Origin of the sequence: Plantactinospora sp. ZYX-F-223, assembly GCF_039649625.1 — a bacterium.
Classification (GTDB): Bacteria; Actinomycetota; Actinomycetes; order Mycobacteriales; family Micromonosporaceae; genus Plantactinospora.
This window is the reverse complement of sequence record NZ_JBDJAV010000021.1, coordinates 109,982-129,935: the sequence shown is the minus strand read 5'-3', so window position 1 is coordinate 129,935 and position 19,954 is coordinate 109,982. Positions and strand designations below refer to the sequence as shown.

Genomic DNA, 19,954 nt, shown 5'->3' with positions numbered 1-19,954 from the left:
CCTGCTGCCGACCGGCACCGGGGGTGGGGCCGGCACCGGGCGGGCGAGGGAGCGGACGAGAAACAACCGAGAGGGTGAGCGCGATGCCTGACATACGACCCACGGTGGGCTCCGGAGCGTTGGTGCTCAATGCGACCTATGAGCCGCTGTGTGTCGTTTCAGTGCGTCGAGCCGCCATCCTGGTTCTCTCCGCCAAGGCCGTCTGCGTGGCGGACGGGGAGGGGATCCTGCACAGCGCCCGCAACTCCCTGCCGGTGCCGTCGGTGGTCCGGCTGACCCGGTTCGTCCGGGTGCCGTACCGGACACACGTGGGGCTCTCCCGCCGGGCCATCTTCGCCCGGGACAACTGGCGCTGCGTCTACTGCCGGGGCCCGGCCGAGACCATCGACCACGTCTTCCCGCGCAGTCGGGGTGGCCGGCACGCCTGGGAGAACGTCGTCGCGGCCTGCGCCAAGTGCAACCACACCAAGGGCGACAAGACCCCGGCGGAACTGGGCTGGCGGCTGCACTCGCTGCCGGCCGCGCCGAAGGGCATCGCGTGGCGGGTGCTCGGCCACCGGGCGCCGGACCCGCGCTGGGCGGACTGGCTGGACCTGCGCGAGGCCGAGGCGGCCTGAGTCGGCGAACGTTGCCGCTGGCGGACGACCGCCGCGACGACGCCGGCCGACGGTGCGGCAGGGTGGCGACGTGCGACGGGGCTGGCCGCCGGTGCGGCAGGTGCGGCGCGGGGCTCAGGTGTGCCGGGCCGAGACCAGGGACGCGAAGACGATGACGTTGTCGGCGTACCCGGTGGAGCCGCCGACCCAGCGGCCGCCGCAGGTGATCAGCCGGAGCGACGGCCGGCTGAAGTCGCCGTAGACCCGGTCGACCGGCAGCTCCGACTTGTTGAACCGCTTGACGGAGTTGACCTCGAAGACCGCCACCGACTCGTCCTCCCGGTCGACCTCGATCTTGGCGCCGGGGCGCAGCCCGGCCAGGTCGTGGAAGACGGCCGGCCCGGTCCGGGTGTCGACGTGACCGACGATCACCGACGGTCCGTACTGGCCCGGGGTCGGGCTCTGGCTGTACCAGCCGGCCTCGTCGCGCCGGTCCGACGCCGGTACCTCGATGGTGCCGTCCGGAGCGACGCCGACCGGATGGACCGGTGCGGTCAGGTCGAGCGACCGGATGCCGATCCCGACCGGCGGGCTCGACTCCAGCACCGGAAACTTCCGGGGCGGCGCCGGAGCGCCGAACGGCATTCCGCTGGGCAGCAGGGTGATCCCGGTGACGCTCTGCACCCCGAACAGGGTGACGAGCAGGCCCAGCAGCAGGGTGATCACGGGTACCGGCCCGGGGCGGCGGGCCCACCGGCGCCGGCTCGTCCGCCGGGCCGGCCGGGGCGGTGCGGCGTCCAGGGTGCCTGGCGGGGTGCCGTCGGCCGGATCCGGGCTGGTGATACTCGCCGCGGTGGCCTGCCGGGCGAGCCGGGCCGTGCGGCGCCGCCACCGGCCGGTACGCGCCCACCACCGGCCGGTCCGACCCCGCCACGTGCCATCGCCCGCGGGGAAGCGGAACATGCCCGGTCCGCAGGTCAGCTACTCGGTTCGGTACGCCGCCGCCGGCCGGCCACCCCGAACCCGATCGCGAGCACGACGATGCCGAGACCACCGGCGATCATCAGCACCCCGCCCGGGCCGCCGGCCGTACCGCCGCCACCAGCGGCCGGCCCCTGGCTGCCCTGACTCATGTTCACCACGGTCAGCGTGGTGGTCGCGTTGTTGCCGTTCTGCTGGCAGCTCAGGTTGACCGCGTACGCCCCCGGCGCCTTGCTGCCCGGAATCGTCACCGACGCGGTGAGGAAGCCGTTGTCGGGGCGTACGATCACCCGACCGAACGCGTCCGAGTGCACCGTCGCCTGCTGGTTGTTCGCGCCGTCGCAGCTCGCCCGGATGTTGACCCGGCTACCCGCCTGGGCGGTGTTCGGGGTGACCTCCACGAAGGTGTTCGGCCCGGCCTGTACCGCGCTCACGTTCCCGAGCAGCGGCCCGGGGACCAGGGCGGCGACGGTGACGCCAGCGGCGATCGTACGGCCGACGACCTTGGCAGTGAGCATGACTTCCCTCCCCGGCGGTGCATCCGTCGGCCGGGCACCCGTCGCGTCCGCCGCGCGGTCGGGTGCCCGACCCGTCCCGTCGGGGAACGTGTTCCCACCGACCCGCCGCGCACACGCTCCCGGGTGGGCCGACAACCGGACGAACGCCCTGGTCAGCCGCTTGACGCCGGTGGAATCGGGAGCACCGGGTGCCAGTCCAGCGGGCTGGAGAGCACCATCGTGCTCGACGGCTGCCCGTACGGGGCGAGACGGTCGATGACCTGCTCGAACGCCTCGATCGACTCGGCCGCGACCTTGAGCATGCTGCAGGCGTCCCCGGTGATCCGGTGTATCTCCAGGATCTCCGGCCAGTCCGGCACCTCCGGGTCCCGGAGGATGCACCGTGCCCCGTAACAGGACATCCGGATCATCGCGACCACGTTCCGGCCGGCGCGGGCCAGGTCGACGTGCGCGTGGTACCCGGTCACCACGCCGGATTCCTCCAGCCGGCGGACCCGTTCGGCGACGGCCGGCGGGGAGAGGTGGACCCGGCGGGAGAGTTCGCTGAACGAGAGCCGGGCGTCGGCCTGGAGCTCCCGCAGCAGTGCCCAGTCCATCTCGTCCATAACCGCTCACTCTCCGTGACATGATCGCGAATCCCGGATCGACCTTTCAAACGTTAAGCCACTCCGGCGCCGAACCACACAACCGCCGGATCTGGCCTGGTACCGCCGTTGGTCCGGCATTCCGTTCGGCGGCGGGGCGGAGAGATCATGACGGTAGCGCGTAACGGAACGGAGGCGACGGTGGAGAGGACCCAGCGGCAGCGGCGACCCGGCCGACCCCGGGTACGCCCGGCGAACGCCGCGCAGCGGGCCGCCCGGGCGGCGGCCAACGGTGGCGAGCCCACCCTGGAACCGGTCGAGCGGACGCCGTACGACGCGTACGTGCACGCGAGTACGCTGCACCGCCTCCAGCAGCCGCTGAGCCGGGATCCCGGTGAGATGTCGTTCCTGATGGTCAGCCAGATCATGGAGCTGTACTTCGGGCTGACCTGCTTCGAGCTGCGCGAGGCGCGGCAGCGGCTGCGCGCCGACGACCTCTGGGCCGCGCTGGCCCCGCTGCACCGGGCCGCCCTGCACCTGGAGGGGCTGAACGCGGCCTGGCGGGGGCTGCGCTGGATGACCCCGGCGGACTTCAACCGGTTCCGCAACCTGCTCGGTGAGGGCTCCGGGTTCCAGTCCGCGATGTACCGGCAGTTGGAGTTCCTGCTCGGGCTGAAGTCCGCCACCCTGGTCCGGCCGTTCCACCGGCAGCCGAGGGTCTACGCCGACCTGGTCGAGACGCTCCGGGCGCCGAGCCTCTGGGACGAGGTGACCGCCCTGCTGGCCCGCCGGGGCTTCGCGCTGCCGGAGGCGCTGCTGCACCGGGACTTCTCCGCCGAGGCCGAGCCGAGCGCCGAGCTGACCGCCGCCTGGGTGGAGATCTACGCCGACACCGGGCCGGACAACCACCTGCGACAACTGGGTGAGACTCTGGTGGAGATCGCCGAGCAGTTCGACGACTGGCGCCACCAGCACCTCAAGGCGGTACGCCGGACCATGGGCGCGAAGGTCGGCACCGGGGGGTCGGCCGGCGCGGCCTGGCTGCGCCGGAGCATGGCTCGGGAGGTCTTCCCCGAGCTGTGGGCCGCCCGGACGGACATGTAGCGCGGGCCGTTACCGTTACCGCCCCCGGGGCGTGCGGGAGCGAGCGACCGAGGAGTACCGCCCCGGGTGCCGAGGGCGAGCGACAGAGGAGTGATGAGCGGATGACCACCCCGGAGCAGGAGGAGGCGGCCCGGCGCCGCGACGAGGCCGACCCCGGTCACCGGCACCTGTTCCACGTGCCACCGGCCGAGGGCGGCCGGTACGCCGAGACTGCCTACCTGGTCGGCAACTCCCTCGGACTGCAACCCCGGGCCGCCCGGGCCGATCTCGACGCCGAGCTGGAGACCTGGGCCCGGCTCGGGGTCTCCGGCCACTTCGCGGGTGACCGGCCCTGGGTACCGTCCTACCGCTCACTCACCGGGCCGAGCGCGTCGGTGGTCGGTGCGCTGCCGGCCGAGACCGTGGTGATGAACTCGCTGACGGTCAACCTGCACCTGCTGATGGTGTCGTTCTACCGACCGACGCCGGGGCGCGACCGGATCCTGATCGAGGACGCCGCCTTCCCGTCGGACAGCTACGCGGTGCGCAGCCAGGCCCGGCACCACGGGTTGGACCCGGACGAGACCGTCGTCCGGCTGCGTCCCCGCCCGGGCGAGGAGACCCTGCGTACCGAGGACGTGGTCGACTACCTCGACCGGGAGGGGCAGCGGGTGGCGCTGGTCCTGCTCGGCGGGGTCAACTACCTGACCGGCGAGCTGATGGACATCCCGGAGATCACCCGGGCGGGGCACCGGGCCGGCGCCCTGGTCGGCTGGGACCTCGCGCACGCGGCCGGCAACGTGCCGCTGGCGCTGCACGACTGGGACGTGGACTTCGCCGCCTGGTGCACCTACAAATACCTGAACTCCGGTCCGGGGGCGTTGGCCGGGGCGTTCGTGCACGAGCGGCACCTCGGCGACCCGGCGGTCGACCGGTTCGAGGGCTGGTGGGGCACTGACGAGGCGACCCGGTTCGAGATGGCCCCGGTCTCCCGGCCACCGGCCACCGTGGAGGCCTGGCTGATCTCCAACCCGCCGGTGCTGGCGATGGCGCCGATGCGCAGCGCCCTGGCCATCTTCGAGCAGGTCGGAATGCCCGCGCTGCGGGCCCGCAGCGAGCGGTTGACCGGCTACCTCGAAGGACTGCTCGACCAGCTCACCCCGAGCCGGCCGCTCACCGTGCTCACCCCGCGCGAGCCGACCCGGCGCGGCTGTCAGCTCTCCGTGCGGATCGGCCGGGGCGGGGCCGCCGCGCTGACCAAGCGGCTGTCCCAGGAGTACGGGGTACTCGTCGACGACCGGGAGCCGGACGTGATCCGGCTGGCCCCGGTCCCGCTCTACTCGACGTACCACGACTGCTGGCGCGCGGCCGAGGCGCTGGCTCGGCTCGTTGACGAGGCGTGATCCCGACCGTCCGCCAGCCCGCCCGGCCAGGCCCCGGGCGACCGCGAGCGGGCCGGATCGGCACCCCGAGAACTGGTGGGCGTCGGTTTCCGATACCGTGAACGGCGACCGGGTCGGTCGGGTGGACAAGGTCGTCTCCTGCGCCGACCGGCACGATGATCCCGTTTTCGCCTGGGGGCGTTGAGGTTGTCTGTTTCCGACACGTTGCTGGTCTTCGTTGCCATCCCGGCCGCTGCGGTGCTCGTGATCACCGTGCTGGCCCGGGCCGGCAAGAGCGGCCGTAACGCCCGGCGGTACCGCCCGGGGCGGCCCTTCGAGTTCACGCCGGTCTGGTTCCTCTCCTCGCCCGAGCACCTGACCGAGTCCGCCCGGACCGCGCTGCCGGCCGGCGCGGAGGCCCGGGCGCTGACCAGCGGCGAGATCGAGACCATCAGCGCGCCGAAGCGCGCTGGCGTGACAGGGGGCGCAAGTGACCGCTGGTAAGAGCGTGGCGACGGCCGAACGGCCCGAGGCCGAGGTCGGGCCGAGCGCCACCCCCCGGCCGAACGTGCTCGACGGGCCGTTCACCACCCGCCAGCTCCTCCGGATCGACGAGGCGCTGCGGATCGCCGACGAGTCCACCGGCCTGGTCTTCACCGTCTACGTCGGTCCGCTGACCGAACCGGTACGCGAACACGCGCAGCGGCTGCTCCTGGAGCTGGCCGACCCGGCCCGCGCCGTCCTGGTCGCGCTCTCGCCGAACCAGCGGGTGCTGGAGATCGTGACCGGTGCCGAGGCCCGCAAGCGGATTCCGGACCGGGACGCCAAGCTGGCCGCGCTCTCCATGGTGGCCGCCTTCGGCGGCGGCGACCTCACCGGCGGCATCGTCAGCGGCCTGGACCAGCTCGCCACCCGGGCTGGCCGCTCGGCCTGACGGCGCGCTCGTCCGGGCTGCCGCTCGGCTCGTGGGCCGGTCAGGCCAGCCAGGTGCCGGGGGTGACCCGGACCGGAAACGGCAGCTCGACCAGCTCCGTGCCGGTAGGCGGAACGGACCGGTGCAGCTCGTAGTGGCCGGCGGGAGCGCGCAGATAGAGGTGGGCGATCGGGCCCCGCTCGGCACGTTCGATCCGCCAGTACGACTCGATGCCGGCCTCGGCGTACAGGCCCAGCTTGGTGAACCGGTCGTGCCGGCGGCTGCTCGGCGACTCCACCTCGACCACCAGCGCCACGTCTTCCGGATCAGCCCACATCGCGTCCTGCGGCGCGCTCGGTCGCAGCACCGTGATGTCCGGGATCGCGTTGCCGCCCGGTACCCGTAGACCGATCTCGCGGATCACCCGCCACTTCGACGGGGCGGCGGCGCGTAGGGCGGCGCGGATCTCGTCAGCCAGCTCGTGATGCTGAAAGTCGGCTGGAGGGGTCACGTGGAGGCTCCCGTCGATGATCTCGTACCGGTGCCCGTCCGCAGGCAGGGTGCGCAGATCGTCCTCGGTCCACCCCTGCTCGGGCGGATGCCACTCGTAGCGTGGTTGGGCCATCGAATCCACCTCCATCGGGAAGCCTAACGGCCCGGACCAGCCGGCGGTCGTCCCGCACCGCCCGGCCCGAGCCGGCGGCCGGTACCCGAATCGTTTCCGGGCGTGACGACGGCGCCGGGCGCCGGATCGGATCCGGCGCCCGGCGGCGGTCAGTTCGGCGGTGAGGTCAGGACGGTGACGCGGCGTCCTTGGCCCGGGCCTTCAGCGCCCGCACTACTCCGTCCCGGCCCTCGGCGACCAGCCGGCGCAGCGGCGCGGGATGTCCCGGCTCGGCCAGCCAGGCGTCGGTCAGCCGGATGGTCTCCTCGGTGATCTGGTATGCCGGGTAGGCCAGCATGACGAACTCCTGCGCCGGCTCGCTGTCCCGCTTCTTCCAGATCTGGGCGACGACCTGGAAGAACCGCTCGGCGTACGGTGCGGTCAGCTCGACCTGCGCCGGATGCTGGAAGCCCTGGAGCAGCGCCCGGTGCCGCCAGTTCGGCAGCGCCTCGTCCCCGGTCAGGGTGCGCCACACCGTCTCCTTGTTCTCGGCGGTGGGCAGCAGCGCGTGCGCGAGCGCGGCCTCCCGCTCGCCGCTCGACGTGCGGTCCGTGGCCAGCTCGGAGTCGATCTCGGCTCGCCCCGCCACGCCTCCCGCGACCAGGGCACGCAGCACCGTCCAGCGCAGCTCGGTGTCGATGGTCAGCCCGTCCGGCACCTCGGCACCGTCCAGCCAGCCCCGGAGCACGGCCAGTTCCTCGTCGCTGCGGGCCGCCGAGGCGTAGGTCCGGGCCCAGGCCAGTTGCAGGCCGCTACCCGGCTCGGCGGCGCGCAGCGCGGTCGCTGCCGTACCGGCGAAGTGCGCCCAACCGGTCGGCGCCCACTCCGGCGCAGCGTACGAGGTGAGCGTGGCGGAGACCTGCCGCAGCGTCGCGGTGACCAGGTTGATGTCGGTCTCGGCGGGCAGCCCGGCCAGCGCCAGCGCCACGTAGTCGCGGGCGGAGAGTTCGGCGTCCCGGACCATGTCCCAGGCGGCGGCCCAGCACAGGCCCCGGGCCAGCGACGACTCGAACCCGGCGATGTGCCGCACCACCGTTGCCATCGACCGCTCGTCCAGCCGCAGCTTGGCATAGGTCAGGTCGTCGTCGTTGAGCAGCAGCACGTCCGGCGCCGCCACGCCGGTGAGCGGGGACAGCTCGGTACGCTCGCCGGCGACGTCGACCTCGATCCGGTCCCGCCGGACCAGCCGGTTGTCCCGCAGGTCGTAGAGGCCCACCCCGATCCGGTGCGTACGCAGCGTCGGGTGCTCGCTCGGCGCCTCCTGCCGGACCACCACCGACTCGTACGTCCCGTCCGGGCCGATCGACACCTCCGGGCGGAGCGTGTTGACCTGGGAGGTCTCCAGCCACTCGGCGGCGAACTTGCGCAGTTCCCGGCCGGAGGCCGCCTCCAGCTCGCTGAGCAGGTCGTCGAAGGTGGCGTTGCTCCAGGCGTACTTGCCGAAGTAGCTGCGCAGGCCCTCCAGGAACGGCGCCTCACCGACGTACGCCACGAGCTGCTTGAGCACGCTGGCGCCCTTGGCGTACGTGATGCCGTCGAAGTTGACCTCGACGGCCTCCAGGTCCGGCATCTCGCAGTAGACCGGGTGGGTGGAGGAGAGCTGGTCCTGCCGGTAGCCCCAGTTCTTGCGGATGGAGAGGAAGGTCGTCCAGGCGTCGGCGAACCGGGTGGCGTTGGTGTTGGCCCAGTGGCTGGCCCACTCGGCGAACGACTCGTTCAGCCACAGGTCGTTCCACCAGCGCATGGTGACCAGGTCGCCGAACCACATGTGGGCCAGCTCGTGCAGGATCGTGTTGGCCCGCTGCTCGTACTCGAAGTCGGTCTCCTGGGACCGGAACAGGTAGTGCGCCTCGGCGTGCGTGACGCAGCCGAAGTTCTCCATCGCGCCGGCGTTGAAGTCCGGCACCCACACCTGGTCGTATTTCGGCAGCGGATAGCGGACCCCGAACTGCTGGTGGAAGAAGTCGAAGCCCTGGGTGGTGATCAGGTTCAGGTCCGCCGAGTCGAGGTACGGGGCCATGCTGGTCCGGCAGAAGTAGCCGAGGTCGACACCGTCGTGGGTGTACCGCACCTCGTGGTAGGGGCCGGCGCAGAGCGCGGTGATGTAGGTGCTCATCCGGACCGACTCGGCGAAGTGGACCGTCTTGGTCTCGGCGCCGGCCGGCTCCTCGGCGCGCAGCGGCATGTTGGAGATGACCCGCCAGTGTGCCGGCACGGTCGCGTGCCAGGTGAAGACGCTCTTCAGGTCCGGCTGGTCGAAACAGGCGAAGACCCGCTGCGCGTCGGCGGTCTCGAACTGGCTGTAGAGATAGGTCTCGCCGTCCACCGGGTCGACGCTGCGGTGCAGCCCCTGACCGCTGGAGGAGTAGAGGAAGTCGGCGTCGACGACCAGGGTGTTCTCGGCGGCCAGACCGGTCAGGGTGAGACCGTCCTCGGCCGACCAGCCGGAGAGGTCGACCGGGGCGCCGTTCAGCGTCGCGGCGCGTACCGAATCGGCGGCCACCTCGATGAAGGTAGCGGCGCCCGGCTCGGCGCACCGGAACCGGACCTCGGTCGTCGAACGGAAGGTGCGGCCGTCCGCGCCCTGCCCGGCGGACGACAGGTCCAGGCGGATGTCATAGCCGGTGACGTCGAGCAGACGACCCCGCTCCGTCGCCTCGACCTGGGTCAGGTTACGCACTCCTGGCACGTGAATCTCCATCCGGTCTTCCCGCTGGCTATCTCCGTTGACAGCGTCGAGCCATCCCCACGGCTCGACGTCGAGTGTTTCATGCCGGCGGGATTGCCACTGGTGCTCCAGGTCACGGTCTCATCCCGCTGTCGGTGGCGGGTCCCTGGGGTGAAGATCTGTAACGGTGTCGCCGATTCCGGCCTCCCCGACGACGAAGGGAGTCGCGCCGTGTCCGAGCGCGCGTCCGTAGACATGTTCTTCGACCCGATCTGCCCGTGGGCCTGGATCACCTCCCGTTGGCTGCTGGAGGTGGAGAAGGTCCGGGCGGTCGACATCCGGTTCCGGGTGATGAGCCTCTCGGTGCTCAACGAGGGCCGGGAGGACCTTCCCGAGCAGTACCGGGAGGGGCTGAAGACCGCCTGGGGCCCGGTGCGGATCTGCATCGCGGTCGAGCAGCGGCACGGTTCCGAGGCGGTCGCCAAGCTCTACACCGCGCTCGGCAACCGGATCCACCTCGCCAAGGAGGACCGGGGGCCGGAGCTGTACCGGGCGGCGCTGGCCGACGTCGGGCTGGACCCGGCGCTGGCCGACGCCGCCGACTCGACCGAGTACGACGAGGCACTGCGGGCCAGCCACAACGCCGGGATGAAGCCGGTCGGCCAGGACGTCGGCACGCCGGTGATCCACGCTCCCGGCCCGGTGCCGGGGGAGACCGTCGCGTTCTTCGGCCCGGTGATCACCCCGGCCCCGAAGGGCGAGGCGGCCGGCCGGCTCTGGGACGGGGTACTCCTGGTCGCCGGCACCCCGGGCTTCTACGAGCTGAAGCGGACCCGTACCGAGGCACCGAGCTTCGACTGAGCGCACCCCGGGCGGCCCGGCCGGTACGCCACCGGGCCGGGCCGCCCACGGGGTGGAAACGGTCGGGGTATCCGTACGCCGGGTCCGACACCGCCGGTAGCGTTCCCGCACATGACGGTCGTGCATCCGATCACCCGCGCCTGGGTCACCACTGGCGGCACCGGCGCCCAGAACTACGACGAGTTCGCCGACGACGCCGAGATCACGGCGATCATCCGGGACAACCCAGCCAGCGCACTCGCGATCGAGATGCCGCACCGGGCGCCGGAGAGCCTCGGGCGGTCCTTCACCGATGCGCTGCCCGACGCGATCGCCCGGTTGGCCCAGGCCCGGGCCGACGGCAGCTACACCCCGGCCGAGCAGGTCGTGGTGCTCTACCGGATCACCGCGCCCGGCGACGAGCCCGGTTACGGGATATTTGCCATGGTCGACACCGACCAGATCTCCACCAGCGCGGACGAGCCCGGGCTGGTGATCCGGAACGAGGACGTCTTCATCGCCAAGGTGCGCGAGCGGGTGGCGCTGGCCGAGGCGACCGGCCATCTCCTCTCGCCGGTGCTGCTGCTCCAGACCGGCAACCGGGCCGGCGGCGGCGAGACCGGCGGCGAGGACGGTCCGGGACGGAACGCCGGCGAGGCACTGCACCGGGCGCTGGCCGAGGCCACCGAGGCGGCCGGTCCGCCGGCCGCGACCGACACCGACCAGGCGGGGCGTACCCACGCCATCTGGCTGCTCGGGCCGGGGCCCGGCCAGGACGAGCTGCTGGCGCTGGCCGGCGCCGGTGAGCTGGTCGTCGCGGACGGCAACCACCGCAGCCTGGCCGCGCAGATCGGTGAGCTGCCCCGGTTCCTCGCGGTGATCACCACACCCGCCTCGGTGGCGATCCAGCCGTACAACCGGCTGGTCAGCGAGCTGACCAGTACCCCGGACGAACTGCTCGACCGGCTGCGCGCGGCCGGCGCCCAGGTCGAGCCGGTGCCCGGTCCGGCGGCGGTGCCGGACTCCGGCGGCACGATCCAGCTCTACGCGGCCGGCACGACCTATGCCGTCACGCTTCCCGCCGGCTCCGGTGGCGGAGTGGAGAATCTGGACCACGCACTCGTCGAGCGGGTGCTGCTGCGGGACGCGCTCGGACTCGACCCCGGCGACAAGCGGATCACGTACGTCGGTGGGGACTATCCGGCGCGCTGGCTGGTCGGCGAGGTCGACGCGGGCCGGGCGGAGCTGGCGGTCCTGATCGCTCCGGTGACCGTGCAGGACTTCGTCGCGGTCAACCTGGCCCGGCAGAAGATGCCCAGGAAGAGCACCTGGTTCACCCCGAAGGCCCGGGCCGGGCTGGTCCTGGCCGAACTCGGCCGGGACGCGGCGGAGGCGCCACACGGCTGACGGCGGGCGGGCTGACGGCGGCCGGGCTGACGGCGTAGGGCTTCGGGCCGTGCGGCGGGCGCCTGGAGGCTGTGTCGGGCGCCCGGGTGGCCTCTGCTCCGGCCGGATCACGCTGTGATCTGTCCGGCTCTCGCCGTGCCTGCCGGCGGGTGGCCGTGGCGGGCTGACAGACTGCGCGGTATGCGCGTCTACTTGGGATCCGACCACGCCGGCTACGAACTGAAGGTGCACCTGGCCAACCATCTGGCCAAGCAGGGCTACGAACTGGTGGACGTCGGGCCGTTCCTCTTCGACCCGGACGACGACTACCCGGTGTTCTGCCTGCACAGTGGCGCCCGGGTGGTGGCCGACCCGGGCAGCCTGGGCGTGGTGATCGGCGGTTCGGGCAACGGCGAGCAGATCGCCGCCAACAAGGTGGCCGGGGTACGCGCGGCTCTCGCCTGGAATGTCGAGACCGCCCAGCTCGCCCGGGAGCACAACGACGCGAACGTGGTCGCGATCGGTGCTCGCCAGCACACCCTGGACGAGGCGACCGCAATCGTGGAGGCGTTCCTCACCACGCCGTTCTCCGGCAACGAGCGGCACGCGCGGCGGATCGGGCAGGTCGCCGAGTACGAGCGCTCCGGCGCGCTGCCGGCGCTGCCGGCGTCGTAGCGGGGCCGAGCCGCCCGCCCCGCTGGCCGGCGGCGGGCGCTCAGCGGCCGCCGCGCGGCAGCTCGTCCCGGGGCACCCAGTTGCGCCGGACCAGCACCAGCCGTTCGGCCGCCTCGGCGAGGTCGGCCTCGGTCGGCCGGGCCGCGTCCCGGGCCCGCATCGCCGCCCCGACACTCACCTGGGAGGCGCCCGAGCCGATCAGCCCGCGCAGGCCGCGTTCCGCGTCCCGGTCGTCCCCGGCTCCCGGCCCGATGCCCGGGTCTCCGCCGCGACGGCCCTCCCCGGGCTGGCCGCCGCCACCGCTCGACGGGTCGTGGCGCAGCCTCCGCCGCCGACGTTCCGGATCGGTCATGCCCCCTCCTCGCTCCGCTCGTCGGCGTCATGACCTGCGAGCCTGGGCTGGCTGATGCCCTCGCTCCGCTCGGTCATGTCCCCTCCTCGCTCCGCTCGTCGGCGTCCTCAGCGGCAGGTTCGAGCCGGCCGAGGACCTCGCGCGGATCGGTCACGTGCTGACCCTACCGGCCGGTGCCATGCCGGTCGCGGGATCGGAAGCTCGCCGGGCGGGCGGTATGGGGTGCCGGCCGAAGGCGGCGGCACCGGTCGATGCTGGCTCGGCGCGCTGTGTACCGGCTGGCTACCCTCGGAACTGGGACGGGTTCCGGGCCCGAGCCGATGGGGAGGACAGGACAGATGGCAGACCAGACGCAGCCCTGGGCCGAGCGGACCGTCGAGATGCCGCCCGGTGCGGAGGGACCGGGGATGCCGCCGGGGCCCGAGGGCTTCCGGCGGGGTGTGGCGCAGGTCGGGGTGCCGCGGCCGCGTACCGAGCCCGAGGCGCCGCACGAGCCGACCGGCACCGGGTGGCCGGTGGCGGAGCAGGAGCGGCAGCAGCTCCCGCCGGGTTACCACTGGCGGCAGCTGCGCATCGGACGGCACTGGAGCATGCTGGGTGGCCTCTTCGCCTTCGTCTGCTGGGGGATCTGGGCGATCTCGGCCCGGGGCGACCTGACCAGTCCGGTGGTCACCTTCGTGCTGACCCTCTTCGTCGCGGTCGGCCTCTTCGCGCTGGCCCGGCTGGTCGGCCGGGTGGTCTGGGAGCGCCAGCTCGGCCGGGTACGCCGCAGTGCCCGGGGCGCGCACCTGGTCACCGGGCTCTTCCTGGCCGGGGTCGGGGTGGCGTACCTGCGCCAGACCGAGTGGGTCGTCGACCTGTGGAACTGGGTGGCGGGGCTCTGAGCGGGGCCGTGCGGGTGACCGGCCGGGGCCGCCGGTCCGGTCCACCGGCCGATCCGGACAGGTGTTGATCGAAGCGACAAATCACAATTTGGTCACTCGATAGTTACTGAGCGCGTGGCGGTCGATTACTCGGCGCTACTATTCGGTCTCCGTCCTCCACCGGAGGTTGCCACGGTGACCCTGCTCAGCGTGATAGTCCCGGTCTACCAGGTGCGGGAGTACCTGGCCGACTGCCTGGACTCCATTCTCGACACGTCCTTCCGCGACCTTGAGCTGGTGGCGGTGGACGACGGTTCCAGCGACGGCAGCGCGGCGATCCTGGCCCGGTACGCCGAACGCGACTCCCGGCTGGTGGTGGTCACCCTCGGCCGCAACCAGGGGCTCGGGGCGGCCCGCAACGCCGGCCTGTCCCGGGCCACCGGCGAGTACGTCTGGTTCGTCGACGGCGACGACTGGCTGCCCGAGGGAAGCCTCAGTGCCGTCGCCGAGCGGCTGACCCGGACCCGGCCCGACCTGCTGGTCACCGCGTACACCCGGTACTACCCGAACGGCGGGACCCGGCACCTGTCGCTCTCCCAGGTCGGCGCCGGGAGTCCGGTGCCGGAGACGTTCACGCTGGGGGAGCGACCGGCCCTGCTGTCGGTGCTGCACATCACCTGCAACAAGGTGATCCGGCGCCGGTTCCTCCTCGACCTGGGTCTCACCTTCGGCCCCGGCTGGTACGAGGACGTCTCGTTCAGCTTCCCGCTGATGCTCGCCGCGCGGCGGATCACCCTGCTGGACCGGTGCTGTTACGCCTATCGGCAGCGCCCGGAGGGGGCGATCACCGCTACGGTCAGCGAGCGGCACTTCGAGGTCTTCGCGCACTGGGACCGTGTCCTGGCCGGCCTGGACGCCGACCCGGCGGTGCCTGCCGAGCTGCGACACCGGATCTTCCAGCGGATGATCTGGCACCTGTTGCAGGTGCTCGGCCATCCCCGGCGGGTGCCGCCGAGCCGCCGCCGCGAGTTCTTCGCCGAGATCGTCACCCGGTACCGGGCCCACCTGCCACCGGCCGGCTACCAGCCGCCGGGCGGCGCGGCTGGGCTCAAGCACCGGCTGGTGGGTCGCGGGGCGTACGGGCTCTTCACCGCGCTCCAGGCGGCGCGGCGGGCGCACGCCGGCGTGGTGACCCGGGCCCGGCACCCGCTCGCCGGCGCGCGGCGGGCGGCCAGCACCGCCGTACCGGCCGTACCGGCCCTACCGGGCAGCCGCGCCGAGGCGGTGCCCGGTGAGGTGACCGACCGGGTGGGCTGAGCACGCTCCCGGGGCGCGTCGCACTCGGCGCGCCGGTCGGGGCCGCCCTGTCCCGGAGGCGATCGCGGGCGGCGGATCAGCCGTGTTCGCCGAGCGGGCCGACCCGCCAGCCCCGGCGGAGGCACTCCTCCAGCAGGTACGGCAGCGCGGCGAGGCTGGCCCGCCACGCACCCGGCGCGGAGGTGCAGTCGGAGTCGTGCAGCAGCACCGTGCCGCCACCGGCCAGCCCGCCGCGCAGCGTGTCGAGTACCGAGGAGCGGGTCGCCGACCGGGTCCAGTCCCGCCCCCAGCAGGTCCAGAGCACCGGGGTCAGGTCCAGCCGGCGCGCGGCCATCAGGGCGGCGGCGCTGAACACCCCGTACGGCGGGCGGAAGAACCGGGGTACCCGGCCGGTCACCGCACCGATCAGCTCGCGGGTCCGGGCCAGGTCGCGGTAGGTCGCGTGCGGGCCGCGGAGCAGCAGGTTCTGGTGCGCCCAGCCGTGCACCGCCACCTCGTGCCCGGCGGCGGCGAGGTCCAGGCCGAGCTCCGGTGCCCGGGCCAGCATCGACCCGAGCAGGAAGAACGTTGCGCGGGTCCGGTGCGCGGCCAGGGTCTCGACGAAGAGCGGGGTGGAGGCCGGGTCGGGGCCGTCGTCGAAGGTGAGCGCGACGTGCCCGGGGGAGCCGCGCCCGCTCAGCCGGGGGAAGAACCGCAGCCGTACCCCGGGCAGCACCGTCACTGCCGGCACCACCTGGGCGGCCAGCGCGGCACCGACGGTCGTCGCCGGTACCGCGCGTCCGCGCACTCGTTCCTCCACCCGCCGCACCATCGCGGACGCGGTTACCCGCGCGGCCGGTGTTCATCCTCACCCGGACGGGTGGCCTGCCCCGGTTGCTCCGGTCTCCGGCGCCTTCCGCGTTCCGTGCCGCCCTGCCCGATCGGCGGAGTTTGCCGGAGCTTCGGCCGGGTAGCCGGCGCCCGGCGATCCGGGGAGGTTCGGGACGGGGGAGCGGGATGCGCGGGCGACCTGCGGCGCGGGTAGCGGTGATCACCGGAGCGAGTGCCGGGGTCGGCCGGGCGACGGCCCGGCTGCTGGCCCGCCGGGGGATGCGGCTCGCCCTGCTGGCCCGGGGCGGGAGCGGCTTGCGGGGCGCGGCCGAGGACGTCCGCGCGGCCGGGGGTGTGGCGCTGCCGATCGAGACCGACGTGGCGGACCACCGCCAGATCGAGGCGGCGGCGGACCGGGCGACCAGCGAACTCGGGCCGATCGACCTGTGGGTCAACAACGCCATGGCCTCGGTGTTCGCGCCCTTCACGGAGATCGGGCCGGAGGAGTTCCGGCGGGTGACCGAGGTCTGCTATCTCGGGTACGTCCACGGCACCCGGGCCGCGCTCGACCGGATGTTGCCGCGCGGGACCGGCACGATCGTGCAGGTCGGGTCGGCACTGGCCTACCGGTCGATCCCGCTGCAGTCCGCGTACTGCGGCGCGAAGCACGCCATCGTCGGGTTCACCGAGTCGCTGCGCTGTGAACTGCTGCACGACCGGAGCCCGGTCCGGCTCACCATGGTGCACCTGCCGGCGCTGAACACCCCGCAGTTCGACTGGGTGCTGTCCCGGCTGCGCAACCGGGCCCGACCGGTACCACCGATCTACCAGCCCGAGTTGGCGGCCCGGGCCGTCATGTACGCGGCCGACCGGCCGGGCCGGCGGGAGTACTGGGTGGGCGCCTCGACCGTCGGCACCATCCTCGGCAACCGGTGCCTGCCCGGGCTGCTCGACCGGTACCTGGCCCGGACCGGGTACTCCGGCCAGCAGACGGAGCAGCCAGCCGACCGGAGCCGACCGGCCAACCTCTGGCACCCGGTCGACGACGGCACCGGGGCGGACCCGGGCGCACACGGCGCGTTCGACACGCCGTACCGGGCGCGGAGTCCGCAACTCTGGCTGTCCCAGCACCGGGGCGCGGTGACAGCGGGTCTCCTCTCGGCCGGTACCGTGGCCGGTGTGCTGTTCGGCACAACGCCCTGGCGCAGGCGGTGACCGGAGAATCACCCACCGACCAACCTGGACGTGTTTCCGCACGTCGGACGGGTGGGAACGCGCTTGGTAAATAGCCGACAGCAGCTAGTCGATAATGGCGGGCAAAGCACGTCCTTCGATGCGTCCGACACGCGGTGATTACTGATAGTCGTTGTCTCGCAACGCCTTTAGCCGCGAACGGGTCTTGCCATTCCGGAAGTGAAACCGGGTATGCTGTCTGCCGTTCATAGCCGCCGGATACCGCGTGGTCCGGCGCTGATCGCCGCCTAATCGCCACACGGCGAGCCGGGGACCCACGCACCCCTGGGGTGAATCCGCGACAGCGGTAGGGACCACTTCCATCCCGAACCCGTCAGCTAACCCGGTCGGCGGCCGACGGAAGGGATACATGTGAGGGCACCCCTACGCCGAAGGCTGGCGACTGCCCTGGCACTGCTCACCGCCGCAGCTCTGGTCGTGGTTCCGTCGGAGGCGTCGGCGGCGCCCGCGCCGAAACCGGCCCCTCAGGAAGAGGCCGACTCGCCGGTGCTCGGGGACGTGCTCGCCAGCGCAGGTAAGCGGCTCGCCGAAGCGAAGGCCGAACGCACCAAGTCCCAGCGGCGGCAGCAGCAGCTCGGCAACCAGTTGAAGCAGGCGGAGGCCCGGCTGGCGGCACTCACTCCGGAGGCGAGCGAGATCGCGGCCGAGTCCTACCGCAGCGGCAAGCTCAGCGCCATCGCGATGCTGCTGAGCAACGGCTCTGCCGACTCGTCCGATTCGTTCATGGAGCGGGCTTCGGCGCTCAACGAGCTGAACCTGTTCAACAACAGCAAGCTCCGGGCGCTCAACGCGGCGCGGGACGAGGTCGGCGCGGCCAAGAAGGCGATCGACGAGGAGGTCGCCAAGCAGGCCGCGCAAGAGAAGATCATCAAGAAGCAGCAGTCGGACGCGAAGAAGGCGCTCGCCCTGGTGGGCGGCAACTCGCGCCCCGACAAGGGTCTGGTGGCGGCAACCTCGCCGGTCGCCCGGCCCGGGCCGGGGATGGCGGACGGCTTCCCGGGGCTGCCCTGCAACCGGGACGACCCGACCACCGGCGGCTGCATCACCGCCCGGACGCTGCACATGTACAACGAGGTGCGCCGGGCGGGCTTCAAGAGGTTCGTCGGCTGCTTCCGGCCCGGTGGTCCGTTCGAGCATCCGAAGGGCCGCGCCTGCGACTGGTCGCTGCGCAATTCCGGCTTCAGCCGGGCCGCCAACGACGACCAGATGAAGTACGGCAACGACCTGGCCGCGTTCCTGATCCGCAACGCGGACCGGCTCGGCATCCTCTACGTGATCTGGTACAAGGAGATCTGGTTCCCGGACGAGGGCTGGAGTTCCTACAGCGGTCCGAGTGACCACACCGACCACGTGCACGTCTCCATGCTGTAGGCCCGAGCCACCCCGACCGCCCCGTCACCTGCCCGCCAGGTGACGGGGCGGTCGCGTTGGGCGGACATGTCGCGCGCCGGCTGGCATCATCGGCGGATGGCCGTCATCGAAGTCGTCCGGGGCGACATCACCCGGGAGCGCGTGGACGCGATCGTCACCGCGGCCAACGAGTCGCTGCTCGGCGGCGGTGGCGTGGACGGTGCCATCCACCGGGCGGCCGGGCCCCGACTGGCCGAGGCGGGCGGGGCGATCGGCCCCTGCGCGCCCGGCGAGGCGGTGGCGACCCCGGCGTTCGACCTCGACCCGCCGGTCCGGCACGTCATCCACACCGTCGGCCCGGTCTGGGAGGGCGGCGGGTACGGCGAGGCCGAGGTGCTCGCCTCCTGCTACCGCCGCTGTCTGGCGGTCGCCGACGAGGTGGGCGCGCGCAGCGTGGCCTTTCCGGCCATCGCCACCGGGGTCTACGGGTTTCCGGCCGACCAGGCGGCGCGGATAGCGGTCGACACGCTCCGGTCCACACCCTCGGCGGTCGAGACGATCCGGCTGGTCGCGTTCGACGAGCAGACCGGCACGCTGCTGCGGGCGGCCCTCGACCGGTCGAACCCGGCCGCACCGCCGGGCTGACTGCCCCCGTCCGGCGGCCGGCGACGGCCGGGGAGTCTGGCTCACCCTCAGCACGCAGGGCTGCCGCGCGGCCGACCGGCTCGCCGCCGCCCGGGAGGCCCGGTTCACCGCGCTGCTCGACCGGATTCCACCCGACGAACGGCCGGCGATCCTGGCCGCCGTGCGACGACTCGCGGAGGCTGCCGATGACCACTGACAAGCCGATGACCAGCACGGACCCACTTCGTACCGTCCGGGACGCCGCCGGGTCGTGCTGGGCTGCACCGCCGGGCTGGCTGCCCTCGCGGTGGCCGCCGCCGTACTGTTCGTCGTCGACCGGGGGCGTGACGAGGGCGCTCCCGCCGACGCCCGGCGACAGGCGGAGGTCGCCGAACGCGGTCGCGAGGTCATGCCGTTCGACCTCGAACGCACCACCCACCGGTTCACCCCCACCGCCGACGGCGGCCATCAGACGGTCACCGCGGACGAGCCGGTGGAGCGGCGGCAGGTGGCTCTGGTCCGCAAACACCTACGGGCGGAAGCCGAGCGGTTCCGCCGGGGTGACTTCACCGACCCGGCCCGGATCCACGGGACCGAGATGCCGGGGCTGGCGGAGTTGCGGGCCGGCGCCGGCCGGATCGGGATCGAGTATTCCGAGCTGCCCGCCGGGGCACGACTGGACTACCGGACGACCGAGCCGGAGCTGTTGCGTGCTCTGCACGCGTGGTTCGACGCCCAGGTCGCCGACCACGGACCGCACGCCGAGCACGGGCTACCGTCCGGTCCGGACGGCGGTCAGGTGTCGGGGTAATTGGCGTATCGATCGGCCACTGCCGTCGATCTTCCGGTAGTACGTCAAGGGAACGGTCGTCGTCCGCTTCTCTCGGCGGCCGCCAAGGTGACCCTGGCCACCCCTCGTCGCGTACTCCGCTGACCTGGGCGGGCCGTCGGGCAGCGGGTCCGCGACTCGTCCTGCGACATTGACCAGCCTCGCTACCCTTCGATCATGTCATCCGGCGTGCTCCGGGCCGCTGCCCTGGCGCTCGGCATCCTTGCCTTCCTGAGCCGGTTCGCGGTGACCTGGTGGCTGGAAC

At 72.8% G+C, this 19,954-nt stretch carries 21 protein-coding genes and 1 riboswitch; of the genes, 14 read left to right on the top strand and 7 right to left on the bottom strand.

The features are described 5' to 3' along the window. Window positions 1–83: 83 nt before the first annotated feature. Complete coding sequence (locus AAH979_RS22055; RefSeq protein ID WP_203861391.1) at window positions 84–617, top strand: HNH endonuclease; 534 nt, start codon at window positions 84–86, stop codon at window positions 615–617. 114 nt (window positions 618–731) lie between these two features. On the opposite strand, the gene AAH979_RS22050 is transcribed toward AAH979_RS22055, so the two are convergent. The 3 genes from AAH979_RS22050 to AAH979_RS22040 all read right to left on the bottom strand — a co-directional run bounded on the left by AAH979_RS22050 (window position 732) and on the right by AAH979_RS22040 (window position 2,700). Further along, window positions 732–1,559 (bottom strand): class F sortase, encoded by an 828-nt coding sequence (locus tag AAH979_RS22050; RefSeq protein ID WP_346260006.1) that lies wholly within the window; start codon window positions 1,557–1,559, stop codon window positions 732–734. Window positions 1,560–1,573: 14 nt separating this feature from the next. Next, window positions 1,574–2,095, bottom strand: a complete 522-nt coding sequence (locus tag AAH979_RS22045) for a hypothetical protein (protein ID WP_346260005.1) — start codon at window positions 2,093–2,095, stop codon at window positions 1,574–1,576. Window positions 2,096–2,247: 152 nt separating this feature from the next. Further along, window positions 2,248–2,700, bottom strand: a complete 453-nt coding sequence (locus AAH979_RS22040; protein WP_346260004.1) for an Lrp/AsnC family transcriptional regulator — start codon at window positions 2,698–2,700, stop codon at window positions 2,248–2,250. Window positions 2,701–2,880: 180 nt separating this feature from the next. Between AAH979_RS22040 and AAH979_RS22035 the strand changes: the two genes are divergently transcribed. The 4 genes from AAH979_RS22035 to AAH979_RS22020 all read left to right on the top strand — a co-directional run bounded on the left by AAH979_RS22035 (window position 2,881) and on the right by AAH979_RS22020 (window position 6,078). Beyond that, window positions 2,881–3,783, top strand: coding sequence for a tryptophan 2,3-dioxygenase family protein (locus AAH979_RS22035; RefSeq protein ID WP_346260034.1), 903 nt, complete (start codon window positions 2,881–2,883; stop codon window positions 3,781–3,783). Between the two features lie 101 nt (window positions 3,784–3,884). Further along, window positions 3,885–5,165, top strand: coding sequence for a kynureninase (kynU, locus tag AAH979_RS22030; protein ID WP_346260003.1), 1,281 nt, complete (start codon window positions 3,885–3,887; stop codon window positions 5,163–5,165). A gap of 204 nt (window positions 5,166–5,369) precedes the next feature. Next, entirely contained in the window at window positions 5,370–5,648 is a 279-nt protein-coding gene (locus AAH979_RS22025; protein WP_318395077.1) for a hypothetical protein, read from the top strand. Between the two features lie 64 nt (window positions 5,649–5,712). Next, a complete protein-coding gene (locus AAH979_RS22020; RefSeq protein WP_346260033.1) occupies window positions 5,713–6,078 on the top strand; it encodes a DUF5130 family protein in 366 nt (121 codons plus the stop codon). A 40-nt stretch (window positions 6,079–6,118) separates the two neighbouring features. Here AAH979_RS22020 and AAH979_RS22015 read toward each other — a convergent pair whose 3' ends face one another. Continuing rightward, the gene (locus tag AAH979_RS22015; RefSeq protein ID WP_346260002.1) at window positions 6,119–6,682 is read right to left on the bottom strand and encodes a Uma2 family endonuclease; all 564 of its coding nucleotides are present in this window, start codon (window positions 6,680–6,682) and stop codon (window positions 6,119–6,121) included. A 166-nt stretch (window positions 6,683–6,848) separates the two neighbouring features. Further along, a complete protein-coding gene (gene pepN, locus AAH979_RS22010) occupies window positions 6,849–9,401 on the bottom strand; it encodes an aminopeptidase N (protein WP_346260032.1) in 2,553 nt (850 codons plus the stop codon). Between the two features lie 219 nt (window positions 9,402–9,620). On the opposite strand from pepN, the gene AAH979_RS22005 reads away from it, so the two are divergent. From AAH979_RS22005 to AAH979_RS21995, 3 genes are all read left to right on the top strand, one after another. Next, window positions 9,621–10,250, top strand: a complete 630-nt coding sequence (locus AAH979_RS22005; protein ID WP_346260001.1) for a disulfide bond formation protein DsbA — start codon at window positions 9,621–9,623, stop codon at window positions 10,248–10,250. Between the two features lie 111 nt (window positions 10,251–10,361). Beyond that, window positions 10,362–11,636 carry a DUF1015 family protein gene (locus tag AAH979_RS22000; RefSeq protein ID WP_346260000.1) on the top strand — a complete coding sequence of 425 codons (1,275 nt, stop codon included), beginning with the start codon at window positions 10,362–10,364 and terminating at the stop codon, window positions 11,634–11,636. 180 nt (window positions 11,637–11,816) lie between these two features. Continuing rightward, window positions 11,817–12,290, top strand: a complete 474-nt coding sequence (locus AAH979_RS21995; protein ID WP_346259999.1) for a ribose-5-phosphate isomerase — start codon at window positions 11,817–11,819, stop codon at window positions 12,288–12,290. A 40-nt stretch (window positions 12,291–12,330) separates the two neighbouring features. Here AAH979_RS21995 and AAH979_RS21990 read toward each other — a convergent pair whose 3' ends face one another. Further along, on the bottom strand, window positions 12,331–12,642 hold the full coding sequence (locus AAH979_RS21990; RefSeq protein ID WP_346259998.1) for a hypothetical protein: 312 nt from the start codon (window positions 12,640–12,642) through the stop codon (window positions 12,331–12,333). Window positions 12,643–12,980: 338 nt separating this feature from the next. On the opposite strand from AAH979_RS21990, the gene AAH979_RS21985 reads away from it, so the two are divergent. Further along, window positions 12,981–13,526, top strand: a complete 546-nt coding sequence (locus AAH979_RS21985) for a hypothetical protein (RefSeq protein ID WP_346259997.1) — start codon at window positions 12,981–12,983, stop codon at window positions 13,524–13,526. 174 nt (window positions 13,527–13,700) lie between these two features. Continuing rightward, on the top strand, window positions 13,701–14,822 hold the full coding sequence (locus tag AAH979_RS21980; RefSeq protein ID WP_346259996.1) for a glycosyltransferase: 1,122 nt from the start codon (window positions 13,701–13,703) through the stop codon (window positions 14,820–14,822). A 76-nt stretch (window positions 14,823–14,898) separates the two neighbouring features. Here AAH979_RS21980 and AAH979_RS21975 read toward each other — a convergent pair whose 3' ends face one another. After that, the gene (locus AAH979_RS21975; protein WP_346259995.1) at window positions 14,899–15,609 is read right to left on the bottom strand and encodes a polysaccharide deacetylase family protein; all 711 of its coding nucleotides are present in this window, start codon (window positions 15,607–15,609) and stop codon (window positions 14,899–14,901) included. Window positions 15,610–15,818: 209 nt separating this feature from the next. Between AAH979_RS21975 and AAH979_RS21970 the strand changes: the two genes are divergently transcribed. The 4 genes from AAH979_RS21970 to AAH979_RS21955 all read left to right on the top strand — a co-directional run bounded on the left by AAH979_RS21970 (window position 15,819) and on the right by AAH979_RS21955 (window position 19,671). Further along, window positions 15,819–16,847 (top strand): SDR family oxidoreductase, encoded by a 1,029-nt coding sequence (locus AAH979_RS21970; RefSeq protein ID WP_346259994.1) that lies wholly within the window; start codon window positions 15,819–15,821, stop codon window positions 16,845–16,847. A gap of 253 nt (window positions 16,848–17,100) precedes the next feature. Then, window positions 17,101–17,234: riboswitch (cyclic di-AMP (ydaO/yuaA leader) on the top strand. Window positions 17,235–17,237: 3 nt separating this feature from the next. Beyond that, window positions 17,238–18,257 carry a hypothetical protein gene (locus AAH979_RS21965; protein WP_346259993.1) on the top strand — a complete coding sequence of 340 codons (1,020 nt, stop codon included), beginning with the start codon at window positions 17,238–17,240 and terminating at the stop codon, window positions 18,255–18,257. Window positions 18,258–18,353: 96 nt separating this feature from the next. Further along, entirely contained in the window at window positions 18,354–18,881 is a 528-nt protein-coding gene (locus tag AAH979_RS21960; RefSeq protein ID WP_346259992.1) for an O-acetyl-ADP-ribose deacetylase, read from the top strand. A 250-nt stretch (window positions 18,882–19,131) separates the two neighbouring features. Beyond that, the gene (locus AAH979_RS21955) at window positions 19,132–19,671 is read left to right on the top strand and encodes a hypothetical protein (RefSeq protein ID WP_346259991.1); all 540 of its coding nucleotides are present in this window, start codon (window positions 19,132–19,134) and stop codon (window positions 19,669–19,671) included. The last annotated feature ends 283 nt before the right edge of the window (window positions 19,672–19,954 follow it).

Coding starts and splice junctions, on each gene's coding strand:
- AAH979_RS22055 (WP_203861391.1), top strand. CDS start 84: ATGCCTGACATACGACCCACGGTGGGCTCCGGAGCGTTGGTGCTCAAT.
- AAH979_RS22050 (WP_346260006.1), bottom strand. CDS start 1,559: ATGTTCCGCTTCCCCGCGGGCGATGGCACGTGGCGGGGTCGGACCGGC.
- AAH979_RS22045 (WP_346260005.1), bottom strand. CDS start 2,095: ATGCTCACTGCCAAGGTCGTCGGCCGTACGATCGCCGCTGGCGTCACC.
- AAH979_RS22040 (WP_346260004.1), bottom strand. CDS start 2,700: ATGGACGAGATGGACTGGGCACTGCTGCGGGAGCTCCAGGCCGACGCC.
- kynU (WP_346260003.1), top strand. CDS start 3,885: ATGACCACCCCGGAGCAGGAGGAGGCGGCCCGGCGCCGCGACGAGGCC.
- AAH979_RS22015 (WP_346260002.1), bottom strand. CDS start 6,682: ATGGCCCAACCACGCTACGAGTGGCATCCGCCCGAGCAGGGGTGGACC.
- AAH979_RS22000 (WP_346260000.1), top strand. CDS start 10,362: ATGACGGTCGTGCATCCGATCACCCGCGCCTGGGTCACCACTGGCGGC.
- AAH979_RS21995 (WP_346259999.1), top strand. CDS start 11,817: ATGCGCGTCTACTTGGGATCCGACCACGCCGGCTACGAACTGAAGGTG.
- AAH979_RS21990 (WP_346259998.1), bottom strand. CDS start 12,642: ATGACCGATCCGGAACGTCGGCGGCGGAGGCTGCGCCACGACCCGTCG.
- AAH979_RS21985 (WP_346259997.1), top strand. CDS start 12,981: ATGGCAGACCAGACGCAGCCCTGGGCCGAGCGGACCGTCGAGATGCCG.
- AAH979_RS21970 (WP_346259994.1), top strand. CDS start 15,819: ATGCGCGGGCGACCTGCGGCGCGGGTAGCGGTGATCACCGGAGCGAGT.
- AAH979_RS21960 (WP_346259992.1), top strand. CDS start 18,354: ATGGCCGTCATCGAAGTCGTCCGGGGCGACATCACCCGGGAGCGCGTG.